This is a genomic window from Fructobacillus sp. ESL1129, from assembly GCF_058507945.1.
Genome location: NZ_CP196668.1, coordinates 94,783 through 107,861 on the forward strand (window position 1 = coordinate 94,783; position 13,079 = coordinate 107,861).

Below are 13,079 nucleotides of genomic sequence, written 5' to 3' on the forward strand. Positions count from 1 at the left end.
ACGGAGGACGACATGAATTTCTTTCTGAATGAAGGCTTTCGGTCAGTTAATTCTGGCGTTGAACATGCCGAACGTTATCGTTTGGCAATCTTTGATGAACTGAAAGAAGAAAGTCGTCTTGTGTTGACAGAATTACTACCCAAGCTACCAACAGACTTGGAGCAGTGGCAAATTCCTGTTAATAAAGTCATTAACCTCTTTGATTTTTTGATGGCGGATTCGCCAGATGACTATTTAAAACATGGTCTTGTTGTGGATGACCTGGTTGAATTTAAAGAGACGGCCTTATTAGATGATTCCGGGATGCGTCGCCTTGTTACTGAGCAAGCAATGGCGGGGTATCAAATTAAAAGACGAAAAGATTGTTTTCCAGATGATACGAATCAGCAAACAGTAGTACGAGATGCCCACGTTGAATTAACGAGGGGTTGTCGCCGACTATCCTGGTCGTATCAAAAGGAAGGTCATCATCTGAAGATGACGGCGATTCATTTGGAAAATTTTTTGGGTAAAAATAAATACTTCCAGAATTTTGAGCAATTACTGGCCTTTTTTATGGCCGCCATTCAAGACTGTTTTGGTGCGAGTCGTTATTTTATTGACCGTGGGCTGGCCTATCATGAGTATTTTGTTAATCATGAAAAGCAGTACGAAAACGATTATCTGGCAACGGTGATCCATGCTAATCATCGAGTAGCAATGGCCGGGGACCGGCCAATATTCAACCAATTTTATCAGTATCCCATTCAACATTTAGACGTTTATGATGCTCTGATTTGTTCAACATTCTTGCAGGCACATGACCTAAAAGAGGATTTGCAACAAACTGGAGCAAATGAAGCATCGCTTAATAAAATCTTGACACTCCCCGTTGCTTTTTGCTTACCTAGTAGGCAACAGCAACAGAAAGGGCAAATTGATACTGCTAAAGGAGAAACCCTTCATTTGGTCACGGCTTCTCGTTTGCACCAGGAGAAGCACTTGGATGAACTGCTGCTGGCGCTTCCTCGGCTAAAGGAGGCTGGACTGGCCGTGACGTTGACCATTTTTGGTGAGGGCCCTGAAAAAGCCACGCTTCAGGATTTAGTGAGGGATGAGGAATTGGAAGAACAGGTGACTTTTGCTGGCTGGTCTAGACAATTAACGGACGATTTAGCTAGTTTTGATCTGTATCTCTCTACCTCTTATTCCGAGGGCTTTGGATTGACTTATTTGGAAGCCCTGGGGCAGGGTCTTCCGCTCGTTACCTATGCAAACCGTTATGGTGCCGAAGAATTGATTCAAGATGGTCAAAACGGTTTGTTAGTTCCCTTTATTAAGGGAAAGGAACCGGCTGTTCGGAAACGAAACGCCAAGCAATTGGCAGCAGCCGTTTTACAAGCGGCTGATCGGTTGAATGAGTTGACTGCCCATAGCCGGGAATCAATTAAAGCTTATGACCTGACGTCCGTTGCGTCGACATGGCAAACGTTGTTGGAGGACTGGCATGAAGGCTGAATTAATTAAATCGCTTGATCAGCGTAATGAACCGGCTGTGGCTTGGCAAATTGAACAAGTTCGGTTGGGAAAAGCGGATTGTTTGTTGATTTATACGCCCCATGAGGATGCCGTTGCCATTGTGACTGCTCTTGGATTAAAAGTTGAACAGGTGATTGATTTGGCTAGTCAGGCTATTCTGGCTGCAGAAGCAACGGGAAAGGGTCAGTTTCTTTTTGACTACCCCGTTCCCAACCAAGGACGTATTGAAGCAGGCCCAAATGGGACAATCCGTTTCGAATCGGCAGGCTTTGAAATCGCGCAAGTAATCCTCTATTCAGATAGTCCTTACTCGATTCAATCAATCACCTGGTTGACAACAGGGGGACAAGCAAGCCGGAAAACCATTTATCAACGGAACGGTCGGTTATTTGCACAACAATACTATAGGCAGGGAAGGTTGCTGCAATCAGACTTTTACTTTGGTCATCACGAACCATTCCTCTCGAACTTTTATCAGAATGGTCAAAACGACTTAACCGTTGTCAAAGACCAAAAGTATCCGCACTATGATGCCGTTGTATCGGCGTACTTGGAAAAGCATTTTGCCGGTACTCTGGTTGAAACGACGGATGATTCGCTGTTAAATTTGTCGCCGGCAGTTACCCACCGGACAAGTTAGAAGTTATTTATTTTGAAAAAATGAGTAGTCCAAAAACGTGTGAAAGAAGGACGAACGTGTCATTAATTATTATGCCAAATTGGTCTGATCATTTTCAGGCCAGCCAAGATGAAAAAGAAGTTAAAGCAGTTATTGATCAGTTGAAAAACGTGGCTGATCCTTTTTTGCTATTATCAACTTACTTGCCAAAATGGCGGAGCTACAGTCGTCAACTTGGCCTAGATGACTTACCTAGTTGGTCGGTTTTTGATGCCCTACAACGTGTTCATTTAAGGGTAAAAAAACCAATGCAGCTCGATGATCTGAGTTGGCCAAAGGGAGCACAATTCATTCGTATGTTCGATCGAGTGGTGGTGTTGGTCAACTTGTCGCATTATGCCAGCGTCTTTTTCACTTACCCAAAGGCTAACCAGATTGACCGAATCGATCGTTACGCGAAGGGGCAACTGATTCAACAGTTGACGGTGGACGACCGGGGCTTTATTTCCCGTGTGCTTGACTATCAAGAAGGGGTCTTGGTTAAAGCCTCCTACCTTTCCCAATCAGGGGCCGTTGTGGCGGAGGAAGATTACCAGAGCGGTCAGGTCCAATCACTCCTACCCGATGGTCGTGTGGCAAACTATGACGAGATGCAAGATTTGTTAGTCGAACTCATGGCTGCTTACTTGCAGTCTGATAAAGTCCGTCAGCTGTTGGTCGTTGACTCGCCGGATAATCGGGCAGTGGCCGAAAAAGTCCAGATGGAGCATCTCTTTGTTTGGCTGGGGCAAGCCAAGAAAGAGGAACTTGTGGAGGCTGAACAGTTTTGGTCAGGAAAAGCTAAGCTCCTCCTTGGTCAACGTAACGTTGAGCAAGAAACGCTGGGTGAGTTGTTGCCACCATACCCGGTTGTTGTGGCCAATCAGCAAGCACAGCGGAAAAACCAAACCCTCTTGTACTTTCAACTGGCGCAAATGACGGAAGAAAAACAACATTCTTTGCTCGCTCAGGTACTGCCCTTCATTTTGGCTGATGAAAATCGAACGGTTGTTTTTGAGGCAGGAAACAAGGCGACTTTGACGAAACAATTGGCTGATGGGGTGAAGGAATTGGCTTCCACTTCCGAAAAAAGTCTTGAAGAGTGGTTGGCCCACTTTGTTTTTTTGCCAGCCCAACGAAAAGAAAAGCGACGGGAGCACTTATTAACGGCTTGTTTGTACGCTGATTTGGCTGAAAAGCCGGATTTGGCGATCATTGCCGAAGCGGTGGGACTGGGTGTACAGGTTGCAACAACAGTTGTCACTGCCTATACACCGGAAGAGGATCGATCGGTCATCCCGCTTGATCAATTAGAAGATTTTTTGGCGAAAAAGGTCCAGAATCAGGAAACATTGAGCACTGACCAGGAACGCTCTTTGCAAGAATGTTTGTCTGAGCCAGAGCAAATGAAAAATTGGCAAGAACGCCTGGTGATCAAGGCGACAGAAACCAAGTAGGGGAAGAATCATGGCAAAACAAATCGCCATTTTACAAATTGGCGCAACGGATTGGACAGAACAAGTTAAAGATGAACCTGTCGACTGGACCTTTTGTCAAGGCATTGATTTACCGGTTTTATTGGCGCGCCAAGAACAGCCCAAAAAACTAGAAGCCGATTACGTCCTGTTAACGGATCCCACTTTGGATTCCGTGATTTTAGCGCGGCAAATTCGTGACTGGCCAGCTTACCGGGTCATCTACCTTGGTGATTTTTCAAGTTTTTCACCCGTTGTGCAGCAGGCCTTAGCTGACCGGGGTGCCTTTTATTTTGAAGAACAAACTGCTGAATCGGTTGTTAATCGCATTTTAAGCGATCTCTTTAAGGGGCAGGTTGGTTTTGCTAGTCGTTTTTCGGAGAAGCAGTTTATACTGGAAAACAATTGGGACTGGCACTGGCAGCGAGCGGGTCGTTTTGATACTAGGGTTAGTGGCGACTTTGGGGATGATTTTCAACAAATTGGTACGCTAAAAACTTTTCAAACGGACTTTCAGGCGGGTCAAGAGAATTTAATTTATGCGGATTACAGCACAACGGGCACTGCCGAACTGGCGCTTGCCTTTGTTTTCTACCAAAACGGTGGTTTGCAGCAATTAAAGCTCTTTCAAAATCCTGATATTAGACAGATGCCAATGGTTCGTGCTCCAAAACAGTATCTGGATTACCAGATACTCGTGTTGGCTAAGGGAAACGGTGAACTAACGTTACGCAATCTTCATCAACGAAAGTCACGTCACGGTCTGGGCTATTTTTTGCCTGGTAGTGAACGATTATTGACTGAGGACAACCAAGAGGTGAACTGCTACTTTAATCCGGGGACGAAGAAGGGACCGTTAGTCGTTGCCTTTGCCGGCGCTCGTTTGCATGTTGAAGGCTTTGAAATGATGGGCCAACTTGATCATCTTGGTTACCCATACTTACTCTTCACGGATACTCGGGCAGCTGGCGGGGCCTTTATGGTTGGGAGTCAGGCTTTTGAAAACTTGGTGATTGCTCGGATTAACGAAGCGCAGATGACTTTGAAACAGGAAGCAGCCGATACCATCTTTGTTGGCTACTCAATGGGTTCATATCCCGCGATGTATTATGCTGGTCGCTGTCAAAGTCAGCACATCGTCATTGCCAAGCCGATTATCAATATCGGACGCTTTACGCAAAACGGGGCTCTTGCTCATCAGGGCGAAAACTACGACTGGCCTTTAGATGTTCGCCAAGTGTTGACTGGTCGATTGGATTTGCAAGATAGCCAGCAATTGGATGAGAAGCTTTGGTCCTCTTTGGCTAACGTTGATTGGCCGAAAGCCCGCGTCGATTTGTTTACCATGCTGGCTGATGAGTATGATGGTGGGTCACTAGGGGAATTACTGACTTACTTCAATGAGCGTGGGGCGAAGATTCGGCATCAGGAAGTGCCGGGTCACCATGATGAAAAAATTAAGGAAATGCTGACTTTCATCGAAGAAGCCATTCAAAAACAAGGGCAAGAGGAGCGGGGGTTGTTCTACTAATGCAATATCAAATTTATTGGACGCCTCAAACTCAGCTTGACGAGTTGCAAGGGGCGGTCCTCGACTTTAAAAAAGAAGATGAAGTCACGTACAAGAATGATTTTTTGCCTTCGGGTCAACGAATTGTTTCTTGGACGGATTCGGACAATTACTTTCAAAATAAACGAATTGGTCAATTGCCACAGTTGGTGGCTGGCAAGTCCTATCGCTCGCGACTCTTTGTTACAAATTCAGACCGGATGCACGCCTATTTGTCATGGGTTTTTTACGATGAAAAAAAGCAGGTAATCCAAAAACACTACCAAAACGTCTTTGAAGAAACGTTTACCGTACCAGAAGGCTATGCCAGCTACCGAGTGGCGTTGCTTTCAGCAGGAACGGGTCAATTTGCCTTTCACAAAATTACTGTGAGTCCAGTGGTCGATGGTGAGTTGGTCTCAGGGGACCAACGAGTCAATGATCATCTGGTGGCCTATCGCCAACAGCCTTCTCAGTTGACGTCAAAAACACTGCGCGTCATTTTGGCAGAACCACGTTATCAATTGATGGATTTACCAATTCAAGCTGTGCAGCCATCACCACAAGCAGTTCTTTTTTTGACTATTGATTTTTTGAAGAGTGCTGAATACTTTGATGAAGCTGTGATTCCTTTTCTTCAGGAACAACGTAAGGCAGTGAAAGCGAAGAGATTTGAATTTGTTGGCTACGGCCCCATCTCGACTTTTGCTGCTTTGAAGTACAGGGAAGCCATGAAGGAGGAGGCAACGGTTGTCATTCCGGAAAGCAATGACTTGGTGTTGCCTGCTGGTTATGATCGCCACCATCCTGCGCTCCAGACTTTTCTACAAGCGTTGCCCGATCAGATTCAAGCACTGCAAAAAGAAAGCGATGTTCGGTTAAAGAAACCGTCTCTTGGTCCCAACCCGTCGAGCCTGCAGGCAGTCGGTGGGCAAGAAGAACTCCTACGCTCCTTAACTTATCTCGATTGGCCCGTTGATAAGAAAAAGGTTAAGCAAGTGAAGAAGGAGAAGAAGCAGCAGGAGGCCCGACGTAAAAAGTCGCCGGACCATCCAAGTGTTGACACAAAGCCGCTGTCATCTGCACCTGGTAAAGAGGCTGCTAAACAAAAGGAAGAACACCAACATGGTGAGCGAAAGCGGCAACTGGTCAAAGCTAGCCATGGCGAGAACGAAAAGCGTAATTCTTCACAGATGCTCCAAGACTTTTTCACTAAAAATCGTCATTAAAAAAAGACATCCGTTTGGATGTCTTTTTGATATGGCATTAGAAGTAGGCCTTCACGAAGAGATCAATGGCCAAGGCAATGGCTGCCAGCGAAATCGCAATTTTAAGAATCTTTTCGGGAATGATTTTGACGATGTGTGGGCCAATCCAGCCCCCGATGAAGAGGCCAATGCCCATTGGAATAACGAGACTCCAATAGATATGAGAAGAAAAAATGTAAATGATGGTCGCAATTAAGTTGGCGCCACCCAGTGATAAGTTCTTCAGGGCATTGTATGAAGCAAAGGGCATGGTCGTCGTGGCGGAAAGGATAGCTAAAAGAAGCACACCACCTGCTGCGCCAAAATAACCACAATACATTCCAACCAAGAGAATACCAATGGAAACAAAGGTCCGATACACAGGGTGTGAGCTATCGTTTTCAATGGAGTCTTCACGGGTTAGGTTTGTTTCCGCATTCTTTGATTTATTGACCTGGGACATGAGAAGGAGTCCGGCGACCAGAACAAAGAAGGAAACAGCTTTTTCAAAAGTTGCCGCTGGCGCCGATAAAAGGAGCCAAGCACCGATAACGGAACCGGCAAGCGTGAAGGGCAAGATCTTAATCAGTTCCTTCTTATGTTCGCCTAAGTCCTTCCGTGACGACACCGTGGCGCCCAGCCCAGTCATTACCAAGGCCGCCGTGTTCGTAACGTTGGCAAAAAGTGGTGGAATGCCAACTGCCAGCAGTGCCGGATAGGAGACCAAGGATGCCAGTCCAGCCGTTGTTGATACAATGCCGGCTAAAATACCCATGGGAAGAAGAAAGATAAAGTGCTGCCAATAATCACTCATAATGCTAACGATACCTCTTTTTAATCAGATTCATTCAAGATAAAAGCTCTAAATAACAGCTTCTAGTATAGTCTTGATTGGAAAGAGACGCAAGCAGCACAAAGCACTTGTTAACTTTTATTAAAAGATGTTAATTTTATAAATCTAGCATTTATGGGAAGTGTGGGGGTCATGGCGTTTAACGGTAAGAAAACGGTGAAAATAAAAAACGTTCACTACTGGTTTATTCAGTAGTGAACGGCAAAGTGGCTATGATGGCCATGTTGATCAGAAAACGTTTGGTTAATCCAAGTTGAGCTTAGCCAAAGCCGATTGGTAGGTTGCCAGATACAAGTCAAGGGACGTGTTTTCGTCAATGTTCATTTTGGCGGTACCGGCATCTTCAGCGTCACTCTTAGCCAGTTCCATGGATGTGTCCGTGAATGATTTGGTAATCATCATTGCTAGCTCATGGGCTCGTTGTTCTTTTGAAAGCATGTTGCATCTCCTTTTAACTAATTAGTCATAAAATGCTAGTGAGTAAAGGATAACAAAAGGAAGTAGCTGTTGCATAGGTTAAGAAAAAAGAATATTAAAAAAGCGTCTAGAACGTTGTTTTACCAAGGTCCTAAACGCCTTTTCTGTTTCATATTCAAAATATCTTGATGCCGCTGACAGGGATCGAACCTGCACGGAGAAATCTCCATACCGACCTGAACGGTACGCGTCTGCCAGTTCCGCCACAGCGGCATGAAACATACACTATTATATCGTTTGCCTGAAGAACTGACAAGGAAAATTTTAATTAAACGTGATGGGAATGAAAATGGAGGCAGCCAGCCACAAAATAAAAAAGTCGAGATATGATACATATTGGTCCGCGCGGTGTCTGTGCAGCACCTTTGGGGCATTATATAATGGTGGTAACAATATAAAGGAGACTAGCCATGAGCCACCGACCACCAAACAGTTTTTCCCGCCTGAAAGGTGCACCTGACTTTAAAACCAGCAAACCTGAACGTCTCGCCCTGATTATTTTTTATTTAGTTGCTGGATTGATTTTGCTTTTTGCCACCTTCTTTGACCGTGAGGTTAGTTCGACCTTCATGGATCGCTCTTCCATCGTGGGCTGGTTCTTTCAAAACTACGGAACGAGAGGGCCGAATATTGTTCTTTTTGTTTGTTTTCAAACTATCGCCTGGGTCACTTATTTTGCAAGAAACCGGGGTGCGCTCCGTTGGGTTTTAACGACCTTTTTCTTGATTTTAGCCATGAACCAATTGTTACTCAGTTTGAATGGTTATTTTGCCTATACGCTGGCCGTTTTATTAAATGGTGAAGTGAAGCAAGTGGCCAATCCTGGTGTGAGTCAGTTAATCTGGTCATTGCTCATTACTTTTGGCTTGTCCATTATCTTTTACCGGTATATCGATAACCGTACAGAAGAAGAGCGGCAGTACTTATTACGGGCAGCCGTTATGGGGATTGCCTTAGTCTTCGTTGTCAGTCTAATCATTGGTGATCTGAAATTGCACTGGGGCCGTTACCGTCCTTTCCAAATGGATGCTGACATGGGTCGTTTTACTCCTTGGTACCATCCGAATGGTTCGAACGGGCACTATTCCTTTCCATCAGGACACACCACGTCGGGTTGGTTACTTCTTTATCTACCGTTTCTGCTGCCCCGCAGTTGGCGGACAGCCCAGAAGTATTTGGTCATCCTAACCGTTACCATTGCGATTTTAACTGCACTTAGTCGTGTGCGCTACGGTGCTCATTGGTTATCGGATGTTACGGCCGCCAGTATCATTGTTTTTTCAACCATTTTTCTCTTTTCAAGGGTTTTGGAAGCTCATTTTGTGGAAGACCAACCTTCTGACGGTTGGCAGATTCGCAAAAGAGAGTCATAAAATAAAAAATGCCCCTTTCCAAGATGAAACATCTTTCTCCTTAAATCGCTAGTAATACTTAACGAACTTTGTTACAATGTATAAGATTTTTAAATTTTAAGGAGAAGACACAATGTCAGGACATAGTAAATGGCATAACATTCAAGGTCGTAAAAACGCCCAAGATGCTAAGCGTGGAAAGATTTTCCAAAAGCTTGCGCACGACTTATATGTTGCAGCAAAGGCTGGCGGTGCTGATCCCGAAATGAACGCTTCACTCCGTTTGGTAGTTGATAAGGCCAAGGCCGCTAACATGCCAAAGGATAACATCCAACGTGCTTTGGATAAGGCTTCCGGTGCCGGTGGCGCAAAGTTCGAAGAAGTAACCTATGAAGGTTACGGTACTGCAGGTGTGGCCGTTTTGGTGGAAGCTTCAACGGACAACATTAACCGAACAGTTTCATCTGTTCGTAACTCATTCAAGCACTTCGGTGGTTCACTTGGAACTTCTGGTTCTGTTGCCTTCCAGTTCGATCGCAAGGGTTACTTTGCCATCGATCGTGAGGCAAATCCTGATTTGGATGAAGACACGATTTTGGAAGCCGCTTTGGAAGCGGGGGCAGAAGACGTGCAAACGTCAGACGAAGCCTTCGAAATCTACACTGCTCCATCTGATTTCCAAGCTGTTGAAGCTGCTTTGACTGAAGCGGGTTACGATTTGGCTGAAGCCGAAGTAACGATGATTGCTCAAAACCCAATGAGTATTTCAGACGAAGACCGTGAAAAGTTGGATAAGCTGGTCGATGAATTAGAAGATAACGAGGATGTTTTGGCTGTTTATACAACGGCTGAATAATCTGAAAAAAGTCGCAAAGTCAGGTTTCTGACAATGCGACTTTTTACTTTGCTTATTTTTTAGTGGCTGCGATGGTTTCGTCGACTAGAGAAACTAAGCGCTCTTTATCCTTTGGCGAAGGGTAGAGGTTAATCCGGACGAGGTCGGCAACCCGTTTGGCACCGGTCTTTTTCATTTGGTTGTCGAACTTGTCTAAGGCGAGGCAGTAGTAGCCTTCGTAAAAGGTGTCGCCGGACCCGGCAATACCGTAAGTTAACCCAGGAAGTTCAACGTCGGCTAAATCATCGAAGTAGTCAAGGCCTTCGTCAGGTAGGGAGCCTTCATCATAAGTATAGGGAACTAAAAAGGCTAGATCGTAATCAGCCAATTCTTCTGGTTCTGTTTGTGAAATTTCGCTTTTCTTAACTTGAACGTTTCGTTCTTCTAGGATGGAAATGATGTTATCTGCCACCGCTTCATTATTACCTGTAATGGTGGCAAAGATAACTTGTGCCTTTAAATTTGTTTCTGCCATGGTGGCCTCCTGAAGCATCGTTTTTATCCATTATACTAGAAAAGTGTGTCGGAACTTGAAAAATCGGTTACCTGTCTGGTATTTTACCTGTAGCTGGCATATAATGGTCACAAATACTTGGAGGAAAGAACATGGCATTATCAAAAGAACAGGTAGCAGCCTTACAAAACGTTTATGATCACGGGATTTTGGATCACGATGACAAGGCTCGCCAAGCACTTGCCCAGGTTTTAGAGGATAATAAGTAATTTCTTGTAACTTGTCGTAAAGTGTGCAATAATAAGAACAATAAATTGCTGATGGGGATAACCTCACTTGTTGATGTTAGCAAAGAGAGCCGACGGTTGGTGTGAGTCGGTCTAACGGCAGGTACTGGACTACCTCGGAATGGCGGAGAAGTAAGGAATGAAACTTCGCCCGGGTGACACCGTTAAACGTTTCTTGAGTCTGAGTTTTGCTCAGAGAAATGGGTGGTACCACGGTTTAGCGTCCCTTCGTGTTTTTAAAGCACGGAGGGGCGCTTTTCGTTTAGCACCTAAACGATAACGGTTCACGTCAGCAAGAGAGAAAAGAAAGAAGGTAGTAAAATGGCAGAAATTACACTAACCTTTCCTGATGGGGCGCAAAAGTCCTTTGAAGAAGGTGTTAAGCCAATTGAAGTTGCTGAATCAATTGCAAAGTCATTGGCGAAGAAGTCTGTATCTGGAAAGTTAAATGGGGCATACGTCGGGATGAATGATCCAATGACCACCTCTGGTGACTTTGCCTTGATTACCAAGTCGGATGAGGAAGGGTTGCAAATTCTTCGTCATTCTACCGCTCACTTGCTGGCACAAGCATTGCGCCGGATGCCAAAGTTTGCTGATATGCACTTTGGTGTTGGACCAGCCATTGAAAACGGCTTTTACTACGACACCGACAACGGTGCGGGTAAGCAAGTTTCCGTTGATGACTTTCCTGAAATTGAAGCCATGATGAAGAAGATTGTCAAAGAAGATTTGCCAATCTTGTCTCACCAGGTGTCAAAGGAAGAGGCCTTGGACATGTTCAAGGACGATCCATACAAGGTCGAGTTGATTAACGATTTGCCTGATGGTGAAAAGATTACCGTTGCCGTTCAGGGTGAACATGTTGAATTGGACAAGGGTGGCTTGGTTCCATCAACCGGTTGGATCAAGCATTTTAAGTTGGTTTCTGTTGCTGGTTCATACTGGCGCGGTGATTCTGACAAGGCCGTGATGCAACGTATTTACGGAACAGCTTTCTGGACGGCTGAAGCGCTTGAGGAAGACTTGCAACGTCGTGCGGAAGCTAAGGAACGTGACCACCGAAACATTGGTCGCGACTTGGACCTCTTCTTTACGAGTCAAAAAGTCGGCTCTGGTTTGCCCGTCTGGTTGCCAAATGGTGCAACCATCCGTCGCCAAATCGAGCGTTACATCGTTGACAAGGAATTGGCCAACGATTACTTGCACGTTTATACGCCAGTTTTGTCAAATTTGAATCTTTATAAGACGTCTGGTCACTGGGACCACTACCGTGAAGACATGTTCCCACCAATGGACATGGGCGATGGCGAATTCCTCGAATTGCGACCAATGAACTGTCCTTCACACATTGCGGTTTACCAGCATAAGCCACGTTCATACCGTGACTTGCCAATGCGTGTGGCCGAATTGGGCATGATGCACCGTTACGAAAAGTCCGGTGCCTTGACTGGTTTGTCCCGTGTTCGCGAAATGACGTTGAACGACGGCCACACTTTCGTTGCCCAAGAACAATTGGAAGAGGAATTTAAGTCCATTTTGGCCATGATGATGGAAGTCTACGATGACTTTAACATCACGGACTACCGTTTCCGTTTGTCATATCGTGATCCTGAGAATACGCAAAAGTATTTTGACGATGATGAGATGTGGGAAAAGTCCCAAGCGCAGTTGAAGCGGGCCATGGATGACATGGGCTTGGATTACTTCGAAGCGCCAGGGGAAGCTGCCTTCTACGGTCCTAAGTTGGATGTCCAGACGAAGACAGCCCTCGGTGGGGAAGAAACTTTGTCAACGATTCAATTGGACTTCTTGTTGCCAGAACGGTTTAACTTGACTTATGTTGGCGAAGACGGCCAAGATAACCACCGTCCAGTAATGCTCCACCGTGGAATCGTTGGAACGATGGAACGGTTTACGGCTTACTTGATTGAAATGTACAAGGGGGCTTTCCCAACTTGGTTAGCGCCAATGCAAGTGCAGATCATTCCAGTTAACGTCGAAGCGCACGGCGCCTATGCCAAGAAGATTCAACAAGACTTGGCCAAGGCTGGCTTGCGTGCCAACATTGACAACCGATCAGCTAAGATGGGTTACTTGATTCGTGATGCCCAAACGAAGAAGATTCCGTACACGCTTGTGCTGGGAGACCAGGAACAAGAAAACGGTACGGTAACGGTTCGTCGTTACGGTCATCAAGAAACCGAGTCAATGCCTGCAGAAGCCTTTAAGTCATTGATTGAAAAGGACGTGGCCCGTTATTCACGTCCAGACGAAAACGCATAAGTTTAAATGAATAGAAGGAAGACACCTA

The 13,079-nt window shown here is 45.4% G+C and carries 11 protein-coding genes and 1 tRNA gene; 8 read left to right on the top strand and 4 right to left on the bottom strand.

The features are described from left to right. The first annotated feature begins 12 nt into the window (after positions 1-12). From ACSYSL_RS00510 to asp3, 5 genes are read left to right on the top strand one after another with little or no spacing between them, the layout of a single operon-like run. Positions 13-1,497: a glycosyltransferase gene (locus tag ACSYSL_RS00510; RefSeq protein ID WP_491708703.1), complete on the top strand. Its 1,485-nt coding sequence runs from the start codon at positions 13-15 to the stop codon at positions 1,495-1,497. Beyond that, positions 1,487-2,158, top strand: coding sequence for a hypothetical protein (locus tag ACSYSL_RS00515; protein WP_491708704.1), 672 nt, complete (start codon positions 1,487-1,489; stop codon positions 2,156-2,158). Before ACSYSL_RS00510 ends, ACSYSL_RS00515 begins: the two co-directional genes overlap by 11 nt. A gap of 56 nt (positions 2,159-2,214) precedes the next feature. Further along, a complete protein-coding gene (gene asp1, locus ACSYSL_RS00520; protein ID WP_491708705.1) occupies positions 2,215-3,633 on the top strand; it encodes an accessory Sec system glycosyltransferase Asp1 in 1,419 nt (472 codons plus the stop codon). Between the two features lie 10 nt (positions 3,634-3,643). Then, positions 3,644-5,182 (top strand): accessory Sec system protein Asp2, encoded by a 1,539-nt coding sequence (gene asp2, locus ACSYSL_RS00525; RefSeq protein ID WP_491708706.1) that lies wholly within the window; start codon positions 3,644-3,646, stop codon positions 5,180-5,182. Beyond that, on the top strand, positions 5,182-6,429 hold the full coding sequence (gene asp3 / locus ACSYSL_RS00530) for an accessory Sec system protein Asp3 (RefSeq protein ID WP_491708707.1): 1,248 nt from the start codon (positions 5,182-5,184) through the stop codon (positions 6,427-6,429). The genes asp2 and asp3 overlap by 1 nt, the downstream gene beginning before the upstream one ends. A gap of 37 nt (positions 6,430-6,466) precedes the next feature. Here the strand turns inward: asp3 and ACSYSL_RS00535 are convergent, their stop codons facing one another. From ACSYSL_RS00535 to ACSYSL_RS00545, 3 genes are all read right to left on the bottom strand, one after another. Then, complete coding sequence (locus ACSYSL_RS00535; RefSeq protein ID WP_491708708.1) at positions 6,467-7,261, bottom strand: sulfite exporter TauE/SafE family protein; 795 nt, start codon at positions 7,259-7,261, stop codon at positions 6,467-6,469. A 282-nt stretch (positions 7,262-7,543) separates the two neighbouring features. After that, the gene (locus ACSYSL_RS00540; protein ID WP_187753222.1) at positions 7,544-7,738 is read right to left on the bottom strand and encodes a hypothetical protein; all 195 of its coding nucleotides are present in this window, start codon (positions 7,736-7,738) and stop codon (positions 7,544-7,546) included. Between the two features lie 168 nt (positions 7,739-7,906). After that, positions 7,907-7,990, bottom strand: a tRNA-Leu gene (locus tag ACSYSL_RS00545). 197 nt (positions 7,991-8,187) lie between these two features. Between ACSYSL_RS00545 and ACSYSL_RS00550 the strand changes: the two genes are divergently transcribed. Then, the gene (locus tag ACSYSL_RS00550; RefSeq protein ID WP_491708709.1) at positions 8,188-9,150 is read left to right on the top strand and encodes a phosphatase PAP2 family protein; all 963 of its coding nucleotides are present in this window, start codon (positions 8,188-8,190) and stop codon (positions 9,148-9,150) included. A gap of 112 nt (positions 9,151-9,262) precedes the next feature. Further along, the gene (locus ACSYSL_RS00555) at positions 9,263-9,985 is read left to right on the top strand and encodes a YebC/PmpR family DNA-binding transcriptional regulator (protein ID WP_010691526.1); all 723 of its coding nucleotides are present in this window, start codon (positions 9,263-9,265) and stop codon (positions 9,983-9,985) included. A 52-nt stretch (positions 9,986-10,037) separates the two neighbouring features. Here the strand turns inward: ACSYSL_RS00555 and ACSYSL_RS00560 are convergent, their stop codons facing one another. After that, positions 10,038-10,499, bottom strand: a complete 462-nt coding sequence (locus ACSYSL_RS00560) for a flavodoxin domain-containing protein (protein ID WP_010691525.1) — start codon at positions 10,497-10,499, stop codon at positions 10,038-10,040. A gap of 587 nt (positions 10,500-11,086) precedes the next feature. On the opposite strand from ACSYSL_RS00560, the gene thrS reads away from it, so the two are divergent. Next, entirely contained in the window at positions 11,087-13,051 is a 1,965-nt protein-coding gene (gene thrS, locus ACSYSL_RS00565) for a threonine--tRNA ligase (protein ID WP_187753224.1), read from the top strand. Positions 13,052-13,079: the final 28 nt, after the last annotated feature.